At 48.6% G+C, this 20,776-nt stretch carries 21 protein-coding genes; 5 read left to right on the top strand and 16 right to left on the bottom strand.

All coding sequences use genetic code 11. The features are described from left to right. The 6 genes from A2F46_RS12125 to A2F46_RS10380 form a co-directional block, all read right to left on the bottom strand. The coding region (locus tag A2F46_RS12125) for a single-stranded DNA-binding protein (RefSeq protein WP_156471626.1) at nt 1–79 on the bottom strand (79 nt) is incomplete at its 3' end. 288 nt (nt 80–367) lie between these two features. Further along, complete coding sequence (gene prmB, locus A2F46_RS10400) at nt 368–1,270, bottom strand: 50S ribosomal protein L3 N(5)-glutamine methyltransferase (protein ID WP_066570199.1); 903 nt, start codon at nt 1,268–1,270, stop codon at nt 368–370. Nucleotides 1,271–1,323: 53 nt separating this feature from the next. Next, nucleotides 1,324–1,836, bottom strand: coding sequence for a DUF4157 domain-containing protein (locus tag A2F46_RS10395; RefSeq protein WP_066570185.1), 513 nt, complete (start codon nt 1,834–1,836; stop codon nt 1,324–1,326). Beyond that, nucleotides 1,833–2,390, bottom strand: a complete 558-nt coding sequence (locus tag A2F46_RS10390) for a DUF2062 domain-containing protein (RefSeq protein ID WP_231867776.1) — start codon at nt 2,388–2,390, stop codon at nt 1,833–1,835. Before A2F46_RS10390 ends, A2F46_RS10395 begins: the two co-directional genes overlap by 4 nt. A gap of 12 nt (nt 2,391–2,402) precedes the next feature. Further along, nucleotides 2,403–3,071, bottom strand: coding sequence for a YecA family protein (locus A2F46_RS10385; protein WP_066570182.1), 669 nt, complete (start codon nt 3,069–3,071; stop codon nt 2,403–2,405). Nucleotides 3,072–3,300: 229 nt separating this feature from the next. After that, nucleotides 3,301–3,921, bottom strand: coding sequence for a Smr/MutS family protein (locus A2F46_RS10380; RefSeq protein WP_066570180.1), 621 nt, complete (start codon nt 3,919–3,921; stop codon nt 3,301–3,303). A gap of 163 nt (nt 3,922–4,084) precedes the next feature. Here A2F46_RS10380 and ubiM point away from each other — a divergent pair, with 163 nt between their 5' ends. After that, on the top strand, nt 4,085–5,281 hold the full coding sequence (gene ubiM, locus A2F46_RS10375; protein ID WP_066570177.1) for a 5-demethoxyubiquinol-8 5-hydroxylase UbiM: 1,197 nt from the start codon (nt 4,085–4,087) through the stop codon (nt 5,279–5,281). Between the two features lie 60 nt (nt 5,282–5,341). On the opposite strand, the gene rho is transcribed toward ubiM, so the two are convergent. From rho to moaA, 5 genes are all read right to left on the bottom strand, one after another. Continuing rightward, nucleotides 5,342–6,601: a transcription termination factor Rho gene (gene rho, locus A2F46_RS10370; RefSeq protein ID WP_066570170.1), complete on the bottom strand. Its 1,260-nt coding sequence runs from the start codon at nt 6,599–6,601 to the stop codon at nt 5,342–5,344. Nucleotides 6,602–6,882: 281 nt separating this feature from the next. After that, a complete protein-coding gene (gene trxA / locus A2F46_RS10365) occupies nt 6,883–7,212 on the bottom strand; it encodes a thioredoxin TrxA (RefSeq protein WP_066570168.1) in 330 nt (109 codons plus the stop codon). A gap of 142 nt (nt 7,213–7,354) precedes the next feature. Then, nucleotides 7,355–8,578, bottom strand: a complete 1,224-nt coding sequence (locus A2F46_RS10360; protein WP_082783669.1) for an MFS transporter — start codon at nt 8,576–8,578, stop codon at nt 7,355–7,357. A gap of 121 nt (nt 8,579–8,699) precedes the next feature. Next, nucleotides 8,700–9,875: an O-succinylhomoserine sulfhydrylase gene (locus A2F46_RS10355; RefSeq protein WP_066570165.1), complete on the bottom strand. Its 1,176-nt coding sequence runs from the start codon at nt 9,873–9,875 to the stop codon at nt 8,700–8,702. Nucleotides 9,876–10,135: 260 nt separating this feature from the next. Beyond that, nucleotides 10,136–11,110 (bottom strand): GTP 3',8-cyclase MoaA, encoded by a 975-nt coding sequence (gene moaA / locus A2F46_RS10350; RefSeq protein ID WP_066570162.1) that lies wholly within the window; start codon nt 11,108–11,110, stop codon nt 10,136–10,138. A 139-nt stretch (nt 11,111–11,249) separates the two neighbouring features. On the opposite strand from moaA, the gene A2F46_RS10345 reads away from it, so the two are divergent. The 4 genes from A2F46_RS10345 to glp are packed head-to-tail and all read left to right on the top strand — an operon-like array spanning nt 11,250 to nt 13,758. After that, nucleotides 11,250–11,495 (top strand): MoaD/ThiS family protein, encoded by a 246-nt coding sequence (locus A2F46_RS10345; protein WP_066570160.1) that lies wholly within the window; start codon nt 11,250–11,252, stop codon nt 11,493–11,495. A 1-nt stretch (nt 11,496) separates the two neighbouring features. After that, the gene (locus A2F46_RS10340) at nt 11,497–11,961 is read left to right on the top strand and encodes a molybdenum cofactor biosynthesis protein MoaE (protein WP_066570158.1); all 465 of its coding nucleotides are present in this window, start codon (nt 11,497–11,499) and stop codon (nt 11,959–11,961) included. Then, the gene (locus A2F46_RS10335; protein WP_066570156.1) at nt 11,954–12,565 is read left to right on the top strand and encodes a molybdenum cofactor guanylyltransferase; all 612 of its coding nucleotides are present in this window, start codon (nt 11,954–11,956) and stop codon (nt 12,563–12,565) included. The genes A2F46_RS10340 and A2F46_RS10335 overlap by 8 nt, the downstream gene beginning before the upstream one ends. After that, complete coding sequence (gene glp / locus A2F46_RS10330) at nt 12,562–13,758, top strand: gephyrin-like molybdotransferase Glp (RefSeq protein WP_066570150.1); 1,197 nt, start codon at nt 12,562–12,564, stop codon at nt 13,756–13,758. The genes A2F46_RS10335 and glp overlap by 4 nt, the downstream gene beginning before the upstream one ends. Nucleotides 13,759–13,886: 128 nt before the next feature. Here glp and fdhE read toward each other — a convergent pair whose 3' ends face one another. The 5 genes from fdhE to fdnG form a co-directional block, all read right to left on the bottom strand. Beyond that, nucleotides 13,887–14,810 (bottom strand): formate dehydrogenase accessory protein FdhE, encoded by a 924-nt coding sequence (gene fdhE, locus A2F46_RS10325; protein WP_066570148.1) that lies wholly within the window; start codon nt 14,808–14,810, stop codon nt 13,887–13,889. A 4-nt stretch (nt 14,811–14,814) separates the two neighbouring features. Next, a complete protein-coding gene (gene fdhD, locus A2F46_RS10320; RefSeq protein WP_082783667.1) occupies nt 14,815–15,618 on the bottom strand; it encodes a formate dehydrogenase accessory sulfurtransferase FdhD in 804 nt (267 codons plus the stop codon). 68 nt (nt 15,619–15,686) lie between these two features. Beyond that, complete coding sequence (locus tag A2F46_RS10315; protein WP_066570145.1) at nt 15,687–16,346, bottom strand: formate dehydrogenase subunit gamma; 660 nt, start codon at nt 16,344–16,346, stop codon at nt 15,687–15,689. Next, nucleotides 16,346–17,263 (bottom strand): formate dehydrogenase subunit beta, encoded by a 918-nt coding sequence (fdxH, locus tag A2F46_RS10310; RefSeq protein ID WP_066570135.1) that lies wholly within the window; start codon nt 17,261–17,263, stop codon nt 16,346–16,348. Before fdxH ends, A2F46_RS10315 begins: the two co-directional genes overlap by 1 nt. Before the next feature lie 11 nt (nt 17,264–17,274). Then, nucleotides 17,275–20,391: a formate dehydrogenase-N subunit alpha gene (fdnG, locus tag A2F46_RS10305; protein WP_082783666.1), complete on the bottom strand. Its 3,117-nt coding sequence runs from the start codon at nt 20,389–20,391 to the stop codon at nt 17,275–17,277. Between the last annotated feature and the right edge of the window lie 385 nt (nt 20,392–20,776).

Genomic DNA, 20,776 nt, shown 5'->3' with positions numbered 1-20,776 from the left:
TGGCTTCTCCTGATGGGTTATACCTAACCTCAGGAGCACGACCTAGACGACCAATAAGAATTACTTTATTTACTGTCATAATGGACTCCTACAACGAAAAAACGATTATTTAAAGACCCTTGGAAATGGGAAGTTAAATAATCGTTTTTGAAGGTTGGCTGTGCCAAATTTGTGACTAGGTTATGGCTTTAAATGCTAAATGTGGCTAAGTGTGCAAACGTCACATGTATTTAAAATCAATAGGTTAAAAAATATTAATAAGACTTATATACCATTGCTCCATACCGCCATCAAGCCAATGCCGCTCATATATAAAAACCACCGCATTCAGCGGTGGTTATGCAGTGATGTTGTCTTACCTATGCCATCAATTTATTTCGCCCAGTAATTGCTCGCGAGTTAATAAAAACACGAAACCATCTCCGCCACTGGTTTCCATCCAGGTGAATGGCAATTCTGGATATGCAGCAGTCAACACATCGCGGTTGTGGCCAATCTCCACCAGCAATACCCCCTGTGGATTCAAGAATCGGGCTGCCTGAAGCAAGATTTGGCGGGTAATGTCTAAACCATCTATCCCACTACCAAGCGCCAATTCCGGCTCATGTCGATATTCATCCGGCAATAAAGCCACAGACTCAGCGTCTACATAGGGCGGGTTAGACACGATCAAGTCATAGGTATCACTTAAGCCCTCAAACAAATCTGTGTGTATCAGCTGGATCTGCTCATCCAAACCATAAGATTGAATATTCATGGCCGCCACTTCCAATGCATCCAAACTGATGTCCACGGCATCAATCTGCGCGTCTGGGTAGTGATGCGCCATTTGAATCGCTAACGCCCCACTGCCGGTACACAAATCCAGCGCACGGTGCACCAATTCGTCGTACTCAATCCATGGTGTCAAAGGCTCGCCCAAAAGCTCATAAATAAATGATCGCGGTACAATCACCCGCTCATCTACATAAAATTCAAAATCGCCCTGCCAAGCCTGATGCGTTAGATACGCCACGGGGATACGCTCATTGACACGCCGCTCAATCAAAGCCAACAACGGATATTTTTCTTCGGGCAACAATTGTGCGTCCAAAAACGGTGCCAAATTATCCAAAGGCAGGTTCAAAGTATGCAATACCAAATACGCTGCTTCATCATAGGCATTGTCGCTGCCATGACCATAAAACAGACCTGCTTCATTAAAGCGGCTGACCGCAAAACGCCATACATCGCGCACTGTGCGCAATTGACTGGCGGCAGTGGCATAAATCGACACAGAAAAACCCCCACAATCAAAAATCGCATTATAACCCGAAGGCCAGTTCAATAATGCGGCAGCAAGCAACGCGCCTGCCCTCGTTGAAAGAATGGTTTTAACAATCGGCGGTAATGCGGCAACATCGGCACATAACGCGCATCGGCACACCAGGCTGCCTGAAAAAACTGTGCCATCATTTCAGCCTGTTGCTCCATATTCAAGCTTCTAAAATCAAACACTTGGGCCAAATTGGAGCAATGATAGCCACGATGACCGAGATAGCCGCCTCGGAGCCCCAAGCAAATTCCCCCCCACAATAAAGCAAAACCTTGTTGGTATTGCCATACATGGGTTAACTCGTGAATCAGCCAAGCCTGCTGCGCCTGGCTGCCGGCGGCAAAATCAGCCACGTAATGATCTGGTGGGAACACGATGCATGTTCCCGTACACATTGCCGCTTGTCCTGACACCAGCCACCAAGCACCACAGCCAATCTTCACCTTTGCATAGTCAATTGCTGTGCCAAAAACCTGCTGTGCCAGATGAATTTCATCCAATGTTAAGGCGCGCTTGGTCATAAGACACGCCGATTGAGTGCATGACGGCGACGACGCAGCACCACCCATTGCCATAGCCACCACACCACTCCGTAACCCAAAGCGGCCAAAATACCACCTAATACGGGTACACCCACCAACAATGGTTTGCCAAACTGAGCAAACCAAACGCCCAGCTGCGTCCAGAAATCAGCGGCAGACCAAGCAGGGAATGTCAATGCCATCGTGGGGGTCTGCTGAAATAATAGCCAGTGACCAATGCTGTAAGCCAAAAAATACAATGGCAAATACGTTAAAGGATTGGTGTAAAGCGTGGTGAACACTGCCAAAGGTAAATTGGTGCGCAGCACATAAGCCACCAATAAAGCACTGAGCATTTGTGTCGGTCCGGGCATCAGCCCACAAAACAAACCCACAGCCACGGCAGAGGCGGCTTGGCGGCGGTTCAAATGCCAAAAATAAGGTTTATCAAACCAAGGTGCCAATGGTTTGAGCCATTTGGAGGAAAAAATGCGCTGCTGCGTGGGCAAATGCTGGCGCAGATGAGTGAAAAAATGCTTTAAACGAGCAAACACGCCAACCTTTCGTTAAACTTTCTGACCACAGCAGGCTTTGTACTTCTTGCCACTGCCACAAGGACAAGGTTCATTGCGGCCGATTTTACTGCCCTGTCGACGCAGCGTTTTTGGTGTGTGTTTACGTACTTGCCAATAGCGGTAAATAGCCAGCAGCGCTTCAGGCAACTCATCTTGTAGGCGCCCTCGTTCCGCCGCATCAATGGTGAGCAGAGCGGGCTGGTCATCGGTGGCATCGTAGACACCGCCCAAGGCCATGATCGGGTAAAACAGATCTTCAAAACCTTCATCGTCTTGCTGAGCAAACCAATCTGTAGGGGTCACATCCAAAGCATACAAATAGGCATTGCACCAAGTGTAATAATCGGGCTCGCCCGTTTCATCAGCATACAACAACAATTCTGGGGCACTGTTGAGGCCCATTTCCTGCTGCAATTGTTCGGCCATCTGAGCCACTAACCGGCGGATATCTGCCTGTTCTTCTGAACCAAAAGCTACATTGTCAGCCAAAATTTCAGGCAACCAAGCATCAACGTCAACAGCATCGGGACCGCTCGCCAAGGCAGCCACAAAGCCCTGCACTTCATCTAAGCGCATACTATTGCCCTGTTGCGCATGGCTGTCCAATAAGCGGGCCAGCTGCTGTTGTGCGGTTAAATCAAAAATACTCATAATATGCATCCTGAAAAACTGATTTGGCTTCGGAGGTTTAAAATGACATGGCTGATTTTGCCCTATCTGCACACACAAACCCACATGGGTATGAACACCTAGAAAGTCAATCACACCCCTCGACAGCAACACACCACCACAACAAGTTAGGTCAACACAAGAATTCTTACGTCAACGCCATGCCGCCATCGAATCTCTGCTGGCGCCAAGCTGCCATTTTGATTGGCATAACAATAGATTAGGATTCATCGTGATCACGGCGACGCTGTTTCAAAAGCACATACACCGCACCATCGTTGCGCTCATTGGGTTGCGCATAAGCCAATACTTGCGGGTGCGCCATCAGCCAACGGCGAACCGTGTGTTTTAATACTGGAGCATAATCTTTGGAGCCCAAACCACTACCATGCACGATTTCACCGCACACGCCGCGTTTTTGCACATACGCCAGAAATTCATTAAGTACTTCTTGTGCCTCATCTTGACGGTAGCCGTGCAAATCAACATAGCCCACCACCGGCCAATGTTTCGCCTGCAAACGGCGGATATCATCTGTGCCGCGGCCATTTTTACTGAACACAGGTGGCGGCTCTTGGTGCTCGGTATCGCCTACATAAAAATAATCGGCCGCATCCAAGTCCACCTCATTTTGAGAGCGCACCTTGATTGGCGAAGTGTCTTGGGGATGGTGAAATTGATTGCGTGATTTTAATGGCGTAACACCCGTCATCGCTTGACTAAAATTCACGTCCTCTATCTGCGCTTTGCGCTGCGCTTGTTGTTTGGCTTCGGTGGCCAAACGCTCAGCCTTGGCTGCTCGGCTCAAGGCCTTTAATTGATTTTCTAAATCGGTTTTCATGATAATTCGTCCCAAAGTGGCGGAACAGAGCCATCATAACAGAACAAGGCTTTGATTTACATTAAGCAAACACATCAAATGGCTTTTTCAGGCAGCCACAATTGGTTATGCTCACATTTCTGACGCGGAAAATAGCTGTTTTACTGCCTACGAAGGAGCGGTAATGTCTCAACAACATCACAAGCAATGCGACGTTTTAATCATCGGGGCAGGCCCAGCAGGATTAAGTTTGGCTCGTGGCCTAGCACCCAGTGGACTGTCAATCGTGTTGGTGGAAACGCACCCCGAAAGCGTTTTGGCCAACCCGCCCTATGATGGCCGCGAAATTGCGCTCACTCACTACTCCCGAGAAACCATGCAGGCATGGGACATGTGGGATAAGGTGCCCGCCAATGAAATTTACCGGCTAAAAGATGCACGAGTACTGAATGGACGCTCAAACTACCAATTGCATTTCCCACAACCCACTGCAGCGCGCGGCAAGCCCGCCGATTCTTTAGGGTTCCTCATCAGCAACCACAATATCCGCCGCGCCGCTTATGAAGCGGTTAAACCTTTTGCCAATGTAACCTTAATGTGTGAACACAATGCGGTCGCAGTACAAACCACATCCAACCAAGCCACGGTCACATTAGATAACGGCAGTCAAATCACATGTCAATTATTGGTGGCTGCCGACAGCCGCTTTTCGCAGACACGGCGCTTATTGGGTATTGCAGCCGACAGCCACGATTTTGGCCGCACCGTATTGGTATTCCGTATGCGCCACACGTTATCCAATAACCACAGCGCTTTTGAATGCTTCCATTATGGCCGCACCTTGGCACTGTTGCCGCTGGAAAGCAACCTCACCAATTGCGTGGTCACCATAGACAATGACAAAGCCACGGCGCTTATGGCCATGAATGGGGAGGAGTTGGCTGCCGACATTACCCGTGAATTAAATGGCCGCCTCGGCGACATGACTTTGGTCAGCAGCATCCACCACTACCCATTAGTAGGCGTTCACGCACAAGCCTTTTATGGACAGCGCAGCGCATTGATCGGCGATGCCGCTGTAGGCATGCACCCGGTCACGGCACATGGCTTCAACCTGGGTTTGGCCAGTGCCAAAATACTCAGTGAATTGGTGACGCAGGCTGCCCAACAACACCGTGATATAGGCAGCAACAGTCTACTGGCACAATATCAGCGTCGCCACATGCCGCATACACGCATGCTGTATCACGGTACCAACGCCATGGTGACCCTATTCACCAATGACGCACCACCAGCACGGTTACTGCGCTCATTGGTTTTGCGTGCCAGCAACCATTGTCCTCCAGTAAAACGCCTCATCAGCAAACAGCTCACCGGTTAAGCAAACAGGCCCTCAATGAGGGCCTGTTTTATAAGGGCTGCCTGAAAGCAGCCGATTGGGTTACTTACCCCGCATCAAATCAAAGAAATCTGCGTTATTTTTTGAATGACGTAATTTATCGATGAGGAATTCCATGGCTTCAATATCGTCCATCGGATGCAAGAATTTGCGTAATAACCACATTTTTTGCAAGTGATCATTGGATACCAGCAATTCTTCACGACGGGTTCCTGAGCGGTTGATATTGATGGCTGGGAATAATCGTTTTTCAGCCATGCGGCGATCCAAGTGCAATTCCATATTACCCGTGCCCTTGAATTCTTCATAAATCACGTCATCCATGCGACTACCGGTTTCCACCAATGCGGTGGCAATGATGGTGAGTGATCCACCTTCTTCCACATTACGCGCGGCACCAAAAAAGCGCTTGGGTCGATGTAAAGCATTGGCATCCACACCCCCAGTGAGAATCTTACCAGATGCCGGCACCACCGTATTGTAGGCACGCGCCAAACGGGTGATCGAATCCAACAGAATCACCACATCTTTTTTGTGTTCCACCAAACGCTTGGCTTTTTCAATCACCATTTCAGCCACTTGTACATGGCGAGTAGCGGGTTCATCAAACGTCGATGAAACCACTTCGCCGCGCACCGACCGTGACATTTCGGTGACCTCTTCCGGACGCTCATCAATCAACAACACAATCAATTCTGCATCCGGATAGTTGGCTGTAATGGCATGAGCAATATTTTGCAGCATCACGGTTTTGCCTGTTTTGGGTGGAGCTACCAATAAAGCACGCTGACCAAAACCCACAGGGGAAACCAAATCAATGGCGCGACTGGTGAGATTTTCTTCCGCACGAATATCGCGCTCCAACACAAATTGGCGATTGGGAAACAACGGCGTGAGGTTTTCAAACAAAATTTTGTGTTTGCAGACCTCGGGATTGTCACCGTTGATTTTATCCAAGCGTACTAAGGCAAAATAGCGCTCATTGTCTTTGGGCACCCGCACGCTACCTTCTATGGTATCGCCCGTGTGTAAATTGAAACGACGGATTTGGCTGGGGCTCACATAAATGTCATCAGGACCGGCCAAATAAGACGTATCCAAGCTGCGCAAAAAGCCAAACCCATCCGGTAAAATTTCCAAGGTACCTGAGCAGGTAAAGCTTTCTCCCTGCTTCATTTTGATGCGCACAATGGCAAACACCAAATCTTGTTTGCGCAGACGGTTGGCATTTTCAATGCCCAATTCTTCAGCCATTTCTAATAATTTAGAAACATGCTGGGTTTGTAGTTCTGAAACGTGCATAGATTGATTGATTTATCAGTAGTAAATAATAAACAAAGAAAGCGTATCGAAAATATCCACCACACAGCAATCGGCGCCGGCAATGGCCAGTGCATTAAGATCAAATTGTATGGGTTTAATTGGGAGTAAGCTTATATAGGTTAAGCATCGAAGGAAAGAATAATACGAAAGATTCGCGTCTCATCGACTGTATGCATTCTATGCCGCATCCAAATCCACTGTCAAGACAAAATAAAACCGCTGCACCAGCAGCGGTTTTACCACCATCTCAGTGAATTCCATTACACAGAGGCATTGATGAATGCTTCTAATTGGCCTTTACCCAATGCGCCTACTTTTGTGGCCACGTTTTCACCATTTTTAAATACCATCAAGGTTGGAATACCCCGTACGCCAAACTTGGCAGGAGTTTGTTCATTTTCATCCACATTGATTTTAACAATTTTAAGCTTACCCTGATATTCTGGTGCCAAATCATCCAAAATTGGGGCCACCATTTTGCAAGGTCCACACCAAGGTGCCCAGAAATCCAGCAATACTGGTACATCAGATTTCAAGACCTCTTGTTCAAAAGTGGCGTCCGTAGCATGTACAATCAGCTCGCTGCTCATGTTGTTTCCTTTTCCGTTGTGTCATTGCGTTATTAGATGTTGTTAAGATACGGCCATCGCCTATAAATTTCAAGCCAGAATATACATCATAGCTATTTCATATGATCGATATAGACTGTACAAATCATAGCGTGTATGGGCATCAAATATGTGCCGTTTCTTTACGTTGTCGCCATTGCTGCAGTGTCAGAGGCTGCCCACCAAACCAGCCGCAAACACACATCACCAACGACAACCCCATCAACACAGCCAAAGGCCATTGCCATGAATGTACATGTTGATAAAGCCAACCAGCGCCCCACGGTCCCAACGCAGCCACCAAATAACCCACGGTTTGGGCCATGGCCGACAAGCGCACCGCTTCACCTGCCGAATCGGTGCGTACATTAAAAAACACCAGGCTCAGCACAAACACGCCTGCGGCGCCGATACCCAATAAAGCGGTACACCAAATCAACCAAGGCAAAGGCAATGTGATTAACCCAGACACACCAAGCACACAACACAAGGCCATCGCCAATGCCAATCGTTGCTGCGAGCATTTTTCGGCCAACGCCCCCACCACAAACAAACAAGGCAAGGCCACCCATTGCAAAACAGAGCCATACCAACCAGCTTCTGATGGGGCAACGCCTTTACTCACCAAAATAGCCGGCAACCATGCTGCTAAAGTGTAATACAACAACGATTGCAACCCCATATAGAAGCTAATGGCCCAAGCTATGGGCGAGCACCATACAGGCACTGAGTTGCGTGCCAGTTTGGCGGACTGCACAGCAGGCAATGACGGATTTAACCTACCCGATACGAGCCGCACCACCAACCAAGCCACCAGCGCCAGTAACGTAGGCCAAAACCAAACCCCCAATGCAGTTGGCCAACCTGATTTCTGAGCCATTGGTACGGCCACGCCCGAAGCCAAACCGGCTGCCAAGGACATCACAGCAGAAAACCCGCCAATCATCCACCCTACCCGCAAAGGAAAACCTATTTTAACCACAATAGGCAATAAAACATTGCCCATCGTAATGCCCATAGACAACAATAAAGTACCCAGCAATAAGCCATTCAAAGACAAGAAATGCGCCCGAATTTGCAGTCCCACCAGCAATGCCATCAATGCCCATATCAAGACTATTTCAATTCCGAAACGCCGGGCCAAGGTGGGCGCGGTGGGCGAAAATACGGCGAAACACAGTACAGGCAATGTCGTTAGCAAACCCATGACAGCTGTATTGATGTGCAAATCATGCTCAATAAAAAACACTAAAGGCCCCAAACCCACAATAGGGGCACGCAAGTTGACGGCAAACAGCAAAACCGCCAAAGCCAAATAAAATGCCTTTAAATAATTATTACTAACCATAATATTGTTAATTTTTATATATTAATAAAATATATTTTTATATTAACACATTAATACGCTAATAAATAATAGACAATAAAAAACCACCGCACGTACGGTGGTCTGGGCTGCCTGAAATGGGCTACAACCGACTCAGTGCTTGTGCCAAATCCGCCTTCAAATCAGCTTCATGTTCCAAACCAATAGACAGGCGAATGAGTCCCGGTCCAATACCTGCAATCTGTTTGTCTTCCGGGCTCATACGTCCATGAGTAGTGGTCCATGGATGGGTAATGGTGGATTTAACATCACCCAAATTACCGGTTTTACTGAATAAAGTCACACTATCAATGACCTGCCACGCTGCTTCTTGTCCACCATTCACCTCAAAGGCCACAACAATACCACCTCCGTGCTGCTGCTGATGAATCAAAGCGCGCTGAGGGTGATCAGGTAAGCCCGTGTAGTGCACTGTTTTGACCTGGGGTTGGGTGCGCAAAAATTGCGCCACAGCCAGAGCATTGGCACATTGCTTTTCCATCCGCACAAACAAGGTTTCCAAGCCACCCAATAAAACCCAAGCATTAAATGGCGACAACACCTCCCCCGTAGTACGCACATGCATGAATACTTCATTCACCAAATCAGCTTTGCCGCACACTACACCACCCATGACTCGTCCTTGGCCATCAATGGCTTTGGTAGCCGATTGAATGGATAAATCCGCACCCAGACGCAAAGGCTGCTGCAATGCCGGTGATAAAAAGCTATTGTCTACCGCCAGCAGTGCATTATGCTCATGGGCAATATTGGCCAAAGCGGCGATATCCGCCAATTCATTCAGCGGATTCGACGGAGTTTCCACAAACAACATTTTGGTGTTATCACGGCAAGCAGCCGCCCATTCGGCTGTATCGGTCTGGCTCACAAAAGTCACTTCAATACCACTGCGGGGCAAAATATTATTGAGCAGCCCCATGGTCGTGCCAAACAAACTGCGACTGGCCACCAAGTGATCCCCCGCTTTCATGAACGCCAAGAATGACGCATTAATAGCGGCCATCCCGGTGGCTGTGGCCAAGCCCGCTTCACCCGCCTCCAATTGCGCCACCCGATTTTGGAAAGCGGCCACAGTAGGATTGTTAGTACGACTATAGGTGTAGCCATGGGTTTCACCGGCAAACAAGGCAGCACCTGCCTCTGCACTATCAAACATAAAACTACTGGTTAAAAATAAAGCCGAATTGTGTTCATTAAATTCAGTTTGTTCTTTGGCACCACGAATGGCCAAGGTTTCTGGATGTAAATTTGAAAGCATGATTGTTCAATGAGTAAATAAGTTGAATATAACAAAATAATGTGATGGTTTTGATTGTGCGCTCTTTTAACATCATGGGCAAATAACCTAAGGGAATAAATTGAGACCCGCTAGACATAACCCCCATAAATTTTCTTTACTCAGCAGAAACTAAGGAGCAGTTTTACCTCAAATGCCCAGTATGACGGTGCAAGCAGACCCATTCGCACTCATTAACTAACCAAATCTCACTTTCGGGACAACCAACCCCAACATGCCAATCATCCACCCGTTTTGGCCATAATCCGCACAATTTGCTCCGGCTTATCATTAAACTCGTGACGCTCGGGCTTTAAATCAATGGCTCGTCGAATGGCCATTTCCAATGCTTCATCGCTGCAACCATCGCTCAAAAGTGGCCTCAAGTTCAGGTGATGTTCCTGCCCCAAACACAAATACAAAGTGCCATCCACAGATAATCGAACCCGATTGCAGGTGGCACAAAAATGCTGTGACCGAGGAGTAATCAATCCCAGTGTAAACCGTCCATCTGCACTTTCCCAATATTGCGCTGGGCCACCACCATATATGGCGTGACTGGGTTGCAATTGATATTTTGGGCTGATGTCATGAATGAAATCGACCAAATTGAAGTAATCCAAACTTTGGCCGGTAATGCCCATGGGCATTACCTCAATAAGACGCAGGATAAAACCTTTAGCGATACAAAAAGCAATCATGTCATCGATATCGCCCGTATTCACACCAGGCACGGGCACCATATTGATTTTAATGCGCTCGAAGCCGGCATCGCAGGCTGCCTGCAAACCAGACATAACCTTGTCTAAGCTGTCCTTGCCAGAGAGCGCGTGCACACATTCGCGACGCAATGAGTCTAAGCTCACATTCAAGCGGCCCAAGCCAGCAGTGCGCAACGCCTGAGCATAACGTGGCAATTGCGTGCCATTGGTGGTGAGCGACAAATCAGTCACGCCGGGCAAGGCCGAAATACGCTCTACCAAATCAGGCAAATTTTTGCGCAGCAATGGTTCCCCACCGGTTAACCGAAAACGCGATACCCCCAAGCGGGCAAATGCCGCTACCACGCGCTCGATTTCATCAAACGAGAGCCAATTGGTGGGTTTTTCAAATTCGGTAAACCCTTCTGGAATACAATAAGCACAGCGTAAATCGCACTTATCGGTTACCGATAGGCGCAAATATTCGATTTGGCGCCCATACTGATCGATGAGCATGTGTGTTCCAATATGTTATTAATATAATGCTTGATTTTACTGCAAAGCCAGCTTTCAGGCAGCCGTTATTTATCTAAGACGCGCCCATATCGGTGAAAAACAGGCATAATATCAATTCATAAATCGATTGCTACACATCATGATTACAGTTGTTTATTTAGCCAAACTGGCCGATTTGGTGGGCCGCACCAGTGAAGCAGTGGATACCGAGGTCGCTGACAGCAATGCCTTGATTACACTACTCACCCAACGCGGCGAACCTTGGTGCAGCGCCTTGACCCATAACCTTTATAAGCTTGCCATCAACAATCAAATTGTGCACGGCAATACCCCATTACACGATGGCGATACGGTGGCTCTGCTGCCGCCGGTCACCGGAGGCTGATGTGTACGAAGTATTGATTCAAACCGAAGCCATTGATGTGGCCGCAGCTTTGGCGCGCGCGGATGACTTGTGTGACAACTGCGGTGCCGTTGTGAGTTTTGTGGGCAAAGTGCGCGGACGCGACCACGACCAGCCTTTGAGCCATCTGTGGCTAACCCATTTACCGGGCGCCACCGAAGCCGAAGTTGGCCGCATCATTCAAGCCGCGTCACAACGCTGGGCTTTGGCATACAGCCAAGTGATTCATCGAGTTGGCCACATCAACGTGGGCGAGCCCATTGTTTTGGTACTAACCACCAGCGCACACCGCGATGATGCATATCAAGCCAATCGCTTTATCATGGACTACCTCAAAACCGAGGCTCCTTTTTGGAAAAAAGAGTGTTTTGTCGATGGGCGCGCGCATTGGGTAGACATGAAAACCAGTGATGTGGCACACACCCAGAAATGGCAACAGCATGATTGAGCACAGCGTGGGCCTGATTGTATTGGCTGGCGGAGAAGCCGTGCGCATGGGTGGCGTCAATAAAGCCCTGCAACTTTGGCAAGGCAAACCTCTAATAGCTTGGATTTTGGCTGAACATGCTGCACACGTAAACGCCACCGTTATCAGTGCCAATCGCGATGTAAACACCTTCTCAGCATATGGTCATTCAGTCACACCTGATTTGCCAGCCTACGTTCAGCTAGGCCCATTGGCTGGCATTATCAGTGCGGCCCGTCAATTGCCAACCGGCTTAGAATACATCCAAGTATTGCCATGCGACACCCCCATGCTGCCTGCGTGTGTGGTGCAAACCTTACATGCCGCACTCCTTAGTCAGCCGGCAGCAGACATTGCCGTGGCCACCAGCCCCAGCGGCTGGCATCCAGTGGTGTGCCAATTTCACCGCCGCCATCTGCAGCACATTGAATCTTCATTATTACAGCCAGGCAGCCATAGTGTACGCAGTATAATTGAGCCTTATGCACACGCTTGTGTGCATTTTGCTGAAGATGGCTGGTTTCAAAACTGCAACACGCGATCAGACCTCCTTGCCCTGCCTCACACTGAAGGACCCACACCATGATGGATTTTTATCAAGCACAAGAACAGTTGTTGCAAGAGGCGCCCTGCCACCTCAATAGCGAAGCAACACCACTGCTACAAGCAGGACAGCGTTTTCTCGCACAAGACCTCTATGCCACCCAAGATGCACCATTGTTTGACAACAGCGCCATGGATGGCTACGCCTTATGCGGCTTAAATGAGACGACCTGGCAAATTATCGGCGTAGCCGCCGCCGGTGGCACTGAAATATTGCGTTTACACCCGGGGCAAGCCGCACGCATTTTTACTGGAGCTGGGCTGCCTGAAAATACGGAAGCAGTGGTCGCACAAGAAGACACAGAAACTACGGATACCAAGCTTCACGTCACCACCCACATCAAAGCAGGCCAGCACATTCGCCGACGCGGTGAAGAACTGCGCAAAGGCGCCCGCATTTTGCCTTCAGGCAGCCTGCTTACGCCCCAAGCCATTGGTTTGGCTGCTTCGCAAGGACACGCACAACTGCCGTGTTTTCCTTTATTAAAAGTAACGGTTTTCGCCACTGGCGACGAGCTGGTGGGTACACAAACCCAGCAAAATTTACAGCACAACCAAATTTTTGACAGCAACCGCCCCATGTTACAAGCGATGCTGGCTCAACAAGGTTTTATCCACATTATTGATGGCGGTATTTTGCCGGATGATTTGGCTGCCACACGGGCGGCGCTGGCGCGCGCCGCAGCCACCAGCGATGCTTTGGTCATTTCCGGTGGAGCCTCTGTGGGTGACCGCGATTTTGTGAAGCCCGCTTTGTCTGAGCTCGGTGACATCACCCATTGGAAACTGGCCATCAAGCCAGGTAAACCGTTTGGCTGGGGCCACATTGGCCATTGCCAAGTGATGTTGCTGCCCGGCAATCCCGTGGCAAGCTTTGTGACCATGAAATTACTGGGCTTACCTGCTTTACGCGTTTGGGGTGGCAGCCACCGCATCATGGCCATGCCTGAGTGCCATCAGGCCAAAGCCGATTTTACTTTGCAACCGAATCATCAAAAACGGCGTGAATTTTTACGCGGCCTGCTGCGATTTGGCGTCGATGGTCCTACCGTAAAACCACTGCCGCAGCAAGGATCACACATGCTATCGAGCTGCACCGAGGCCAACGTATTGATTGACGTACCGGCACAAACCGACATTATTCCGGGGCAATGGCTCACCATTTATCCGCTATAAAAGCTTCATGCATTCAGGCAGCCTAAATGCATAATGCTTGGGCCAAAACAATGATCGCCAACACCTCACTTTGAATGCGCTAAACACAAATGGGCACCTACAACGTGCCCATTGTGATCTTTGCCCAACTAATGGCTTTGTGGTGCATCGCTCATCAGAAATGGATTGGCGCCTCCGCGCTGATAACCCTCATCCGCGAGCAGCATATCCAAAGCCAATGTAGCCAAGTCGTCAGCCACGACATCGGCGTATTGTTGTTTGCTGAATTGATAAAATTTGCGGTAACCATGGCAGGACGAACAGCACTCGCCAAACGCACCTGAAAGCGCACCTTGTGCTTTTTCCACACTGTGCAGCTGCATGCCCTTGCCATTGCCACAAAATGTACATTTGGCCCGTACCACATGCCAGCGGCTATTACACAAACTGCATTGCAGATAGCGCACGCCTTCTAATTCCCCTTTGCCAATCACCACCGAGCCCACCGCATCGGCCCCACAACACGGGCAATAGCTTTCATCGGTTGACTCGACCACATCTGCCTCGTTTAATTGTCGTGCGGCCCTTGTCCACACTACCTGCATCAGCGCATGCACCCACACCGCGTAATCTCGATCGGTGATGGTGCCTGGTTGTTGCAACACCCGCCAGGCCAACTGTTGCCGCTCCGCCGGGGTTTTGGCCAAGATTTCACCCCACACCAATTTTGCGGTGGGCGACAAATCGTGTTCCAACAACTCATGCAAAGATGCATACAAAGCATCGATCTCTGTTGCGTTTAAAGACAACCATGCTGTCGCCAGTGGTAAGGTATTGCCTTGTTGCTCAGGCAATGTCCAATCAGGCAGCCTGTCAAGCAAAATTTGCTGTGCTTCGCACACTTTAGCCAACAACAGTAAGTAACGTGCCCAGTCGCTCACATCGTCTGCGGCCAACGCACGAAAACGAGCGGCGCGTGTAGCAAAAAGCTGTGCATCGGGCTTGACCCAAAAAGGAATGTGAAAAAAAGGCTTGGCCTGAATAGCTTCAGGCGATTGTTCAATTTTTGCCATGTTTTTATTCGTGTCTTAAATAATCGGAGTGTGTGTAGATGACCTGACGCTGGCTGCGCGCAAAGCCGACTAAAGTAATATTGGCTTGATTGGCCAAATCGATGGCATAAGCAGTAGGCGCAGACACCGCTACGACGCAACCAATGCCGGCTGCCGCCGCTTTAACCACCATTTCAAAGCTGGCGCGGCTCGATAGTAGAACAAACCCGTTTTGCCAATCCAATCCAGCACGCAAGCCCCAGCCTATCATCTTATCCAGCGCATTATGCCGGCCTACGTCTTCAAAGGTTGCCTGAATTTGCCCTGCTGAATTGGCCCAAGCCACACCATGCACCGAACCTGTGCGTGCGCGTAATACCTGACCTTCATCAAAATGCGCTAAGGCACCCACAATAGCACTCTGGGCCAATGATTGGCGCTGCTGCACCGGCTGAATATCTGGCAGCACCGCAGCCAAGCTGTCTAAACCGCAAAGACCACAACCTGTGCGCCCACTCATATTCCGCCGCCGCCCTTTCAACCGTTGAAACGAGGCTGTCGCAATCTCCAAATTGACCACCAGCCCATTTGGATCGCTGGCAGTATCGATGTCATAAACCTGGCTGACTTGATCAATAATACCTTCGCTCAAACTGAAACCCAAAGCCAATTCTGATAAGTGTTCTGGGGTGGCCATTAACACCACATGCGCAATACCGTTATACACCAGCGCCACTGGAACTTCAGTGCTGACTTCATCTGAGGCTGCCTGAAAGCCATCGGCCTTGGCAAGAATGACAGGATAAGTTTGTAGGCTGTTTGCATTCATGATTTATACAAACAGCAAAAGGGTAGTCATACCCTTTTGCTGTTTCGCCATTGTGTATCAACAAATAATTAAAGCGTTTCTTTTTCCACTTCTTGCTTTTCCTTGGCTTCGTGCTTGGCCATCATCTCGCGATACCACCGCGGATGGTGTTTTTTCGCCCAAGTTTGGGTAACCACGCCTTCCACCATGGCTCGGATGGTGCCTTTCACCCACAAAGCAGCATAAACATGGATGATGATGCCCGCAATCAAGGCCAATGCCGAACATGCGTGCACCAGCAAGGCCAAACGAATCACCCAAATGGGGAAAAAGCCTGAGAAATACTGTCGCCAAGCAATGAGGCCAGAGAGCAGCAGCAAAATCATACACCCCGTCATCAGCCAAAACATGCCTTTTTGACCGCCATTGTATTTGCCGGTATCGCCCACTTCACCACCGGTGATGATGGTCTTCACCGATTTCATCCATTTAATGTCTTCGCTATTGAAAAAATTGTATTTCCAATAGCGGAAAAACTGAATGAAAAAGCCCACAAACATCACAATCCCAATGAAGGGATGGATGATGCGCGCCAATTGCGGGGAGCCAAATACATTGGTCAGCCAGAAAAATGAAGGGTAAAAGAAACCCAAGCCGGAAATGGCCAGCAGCACGAAACAACCCGCCACTATCCAGTGGTTCACGCGCTCTGATTTTTTATAGCGTTGAATCATCGGTTCTTGTTTCATTATGCGTCCTCCTTGCCTTTTAGGGTTTCACCTTCTTTCCCGATGACTTCTGGGTCGACCTCATCAGCACGGTTAGGGCCTACCGTGATGTAATGCAGCCAGCCAGCCACACCTGCGGCGGCAATACCAATGGTAGCCAAGGGCTTGAGTAAGCCTTTCCACAGTTTCACCGTGGTGCTGATGGATGGATTATCTGGCAAACCATGGTAGAGGCTGGGCTTATCGGCGTGGTGCAGCACATACATCACGTGCGTCCCACCCACGCCTTGCGGATCATACAAGCCCGCATGTTCAAAACCGCGCTTTTTCAAATCCACAATACGCTCTGCGGCCACATGTTTCATATCTTCCTTGCTGCCAAATTGGATGGCACCGGTCGGACAAGTCTTTACACAAGCCGGCTCTTGGCCAACAGCCACGCGATCAGAACACAAAGTGCATTTATATGCACGATGGTCTTTTTTGGAAATACGAGGAATATTGAACGGGCAGCCAGAGATGCAATAGCCGCAACCAATACAGTTTTCTTCATGGAAATCCACAATGCCGTTTTCATATTGCACAATGGCGCCTGGTGATGGACAAGCTTTCAGGCAGCCTGGTTCGGCACAATGCATACAGCCGTCTTTGCGAATCAGCCATTCCAATTTGCCGTATTCCTCTGTTTCGGAAAAGCGCATCACCGTCCAGCTCTCGCTCGACAAATCCATCGGGTTGTCATACACCCCGTGGCATTCGCCGACTTCGTCGCGCAAATCGTTCCATTCCGAGCACGCTGATTGACAAGCCTTGCAACCGATGCAGGTGCTTACGTCAATGAGTTTAGCCACTTCCACCACATGCTGACGTGCATTGGGTCCCGGCGTTGCAGAACTGGTGGCGGAGCGACGCTTAATGTCTAATGATTGTAAAGCCATGATTCTCCCCCTCAAGCCTTTTCAATATTGCACAAGAAAGTCTTGTATTCCGGCGTTTGCGTATTGCAATCGCCCACGAACGGCGTCAATGTATTGATGAGATGTTGTTTTTTCTCGCCCACATTGACCCAACCGCCGTGTAAGGGGATGCCCACTTGGTGAATGGTTTCTCCATTCACCGTGAGCGGCTTCATGCGTTTGGTAACCACCGCTTTCACCTGCACATCACCACGGATGGTGCTGACCTTAACCCAATCACCTTTACTGATTCCTTTTTCCTTGGCCAGCTCTTCACTAATTTCAATGAATTGCTCAGGCTGCAGAATCATGGGAATACGCGCTGATTTGGTCCAAAATTGGAAATGCTCGGTTAAGCGATAAGTTGTACCCACATAAGGGAATTGGTCTTTTTTACCCAAGCGCCCTTTCACACTATCAAACAACCGCACAGCAGGGGTGTTGAGTTGTTTCGGATAAATCAAATTTTTACCCACTGGGCTTTCCATGGGTTCATAAAACGTAGGGAATGGGCCATCAACAAGTTTTTTGGCACAAAACAGGCGACCAGCCCCTTCTTCATTCATGATAAATGGATTCATACTGCCATCGGGCGCTTGATCAGCCTTGTAGTCTGGAATATCAGCACCGCTCCATTTGCTGCCATCCCAAGAAATCAGCACACGATTCGGATCCCACGGTTTACCAGCAGGATCACAGGAGGCACGGTTATACAAAATGCGGCGATTGGCCGGCCATGCCCAAGCCCATCCAGGTGTATTGCCCAAACCCGTGTTGGTATTGTCGCGCCTAGCCATTTGATTGCCATTTTTGGTCCATGACCCAGAAAAAATCCAGCAAGCACAAGCCGTTGTGCCATCTTCTTTCAACTGAGCAAAACCATCCAATTGACCACCTTTCGGTACCACCACATTGCCTTGATCATCTTTGATATCAGCCAATGCCCAGCCATTTGATTCCATGGCCATTTCAGCAGGTGTAGGCGAATGTGGCACCTTATAAGGCCAGCTCAAATTCAAAATCGGCTCTGGAACTTTGCCACCTTCTTTTTGATACAACGCACGTATGCGCAAGAACAATTCAGCCAAAATTTCCAAATCAGCCAATGCTTCACCTGGTGGCTCCGCACCCGCCCAGTGCCATTGCAACCAACGTGAGGAGTTCACAATCGACCCTTCTTCTTCGGCAAAGCACGGGGTTGGCAAACGGAACACAGTGGTTTGGATTTGGCTGGAATCCACATCATGGGCATCCCCATGATTTTCCCAGAAAGTGGCGGTTTCCGTATTCAAAGGATCCATCACCACCATCCATTTCAATTTGGAGAATGCCTCAGTCACGCGTTTGGAATCAGGGAAAGAACCCATGGCATTGAAGCCTTGCACCAACAAGCCATGCATTTGACCTTGATACATCATTTCGGTCATCTGCAAGACATCATACATTTTGTCCCATTTGGGCAACCAATCATAACCCCAGTTGTTTTCTTTGGTCGCATGCTCACCAAAGAACCACTTCATCAGGCTCACCATAAATTTGGGGGTATTGCCCCAATAGTTAAATTGGCCCGGTCGGAAGGATTTAGGTGTTTGTACGGCCAAGTATTCATCGAAAGTGGGGTGTTTTTTCTCATTCGGCAAAGACAAATAACCAGGCAAGCTGGTGGACAACAACCCTAAGTCCGATAAACCTTGAATATTGGAGTGACCACGCAATGCATTGACCCCACCACCCGCCATACCGATGTTACCCAAAATCAATTGAATCATCGCCATCGTGCGGATGTTTTGAGAACCATACGTATGTTGGGTCCAACCCAAAGCATAAAGAATGGTACCGGCTTTATTGGGTGCAGAAGTGGCCCCCAATGCCTCGCATACCTTCAGAAAATCAGCAATAGGCGTCCCTGTAACTTTGCTCATCATTTCCGGTGTGTATTGAGCGTAATGGCGCTTCATTACCTGCCAAACACAACGAGGATTTTCTAAGGTCGGATCCACCTCTGCATAGCCATCGGCCCCAAGTTTATAGGTCCAACTGTCATTACTGTAGGCTGTCGTTCCTGTGCCAACATGGGCAATCAGAGGCTCTTTGCCATCGGCCAAAGTCCCTTCAGGTGAGACATAATCGGCATGACCTGAAAACAAGCCTTCATTAAAACCGTAATCATCAGCCAGAATAAAGCTGGCATTGGTATAGTTTTTTACATATTCCCATTGCACTTTATTGTTTTTGATGAGCCAATTAATGACAGCACCCAAAAATGCAATGTCCGTACCTGAACGAATGGGCAAGTAATAATCTGCCACCGATGCGGTACGGTTGAAACGAGGGTCGCACACAATTAACTTAGTGCCTTTTTTCTTTTTCGACTCAATTGCCCATTTAAACCCCACCGGGTGCGCTTCAGCTGCATTGCCGCCCATAACCAAAATAAAATCGGCGTTTTGAATGTCTACCCAAGTATTGGTCATGGCACCACGACCAAATGTAGAAGCCAAAGCAGCAACGGTTGGGGCATGGCACACGCGAGCTTGTGAATCGGTCCCGACCAAACCCAACGAACGCATGAATTTTTGAGTCAAAATGCCAGTTTCATTGGAACTGGCAGACGCCGCCAATAACCCCACCGTTTCAAGTCGATTGATGGTCACGCCATCGGCGTTTTTTTCTTTGATGCCGGCATCACGCTCATCTTTAATCAAGCGCGCAATACGGTCAAAAGCTTCATCCCAGCTAATGCGTTTCCATTCTTTACCACCGGGTTCGCGTACTTCTGGGTATAAAGTGCGGTTTTCGCTGTTGACGAAATCCACCAGAGAAGCCCCTTTGGGGCAAAGACTACCACGGCTTACCGGATGATCCGGATCCCCTTCGATATGAAAGATTTTTTTCTTGGCATTTTTGGCTCCATCCCCATAGCTATAAAGCAAAGAACCACAACCCACTGAGCAATAAGTGCAATTATTACGGGCCTCACTGGCGCGCAAGAGCTTATATTGACGGACTTCAGCCCAAGCATTGGCCGGTACCATGCCCATCACAGCTAAGCCCGTTGCCCCTGCCCCGGCCGCCGTTACCTTGAAGAACTGGCGTCTGGTCAAGTTCATGATGTGTTCCTAAAAAACATATTGTTATTGGAGATGCCACTCATTTATGGCGCGCAGCGCATAACTGCAGGCTAAAATGACGGCAAATTTTATGGATTATAGGCAATCTAACCAAAAAAAGATTTGATTTAGGCAGAATTTAATTGATTTATATCAGACAACTTTCATATTTTTTCATTAATAGCTTACCCATTTTTCATTCCAAAAATAACTATTTCTGTATTAAATATCAAAATTAGTATTTTTGATTTTCACTTATCTTATTATCAATAATAAAAAAAAATCAATTTATCTGAAAATTATTCAGAATTAAATTAAATCATCATTCACAATATATTTAAAAAATACCGACTGAACTCCAACCTTTACCCATTGCCTATCGTTA

The organism is Snodgrassella sp. CFCC 13594, assembly GCF_001590725.1.
GTDB lineage: Bacteria > Pseudomonadota > Gammaproteobacteria > Burkholderiales > Neisseriaceae > Snodgrassella.
This window is presented reverse-complemented; position numbering and strand designations above follow the sequence as displayed.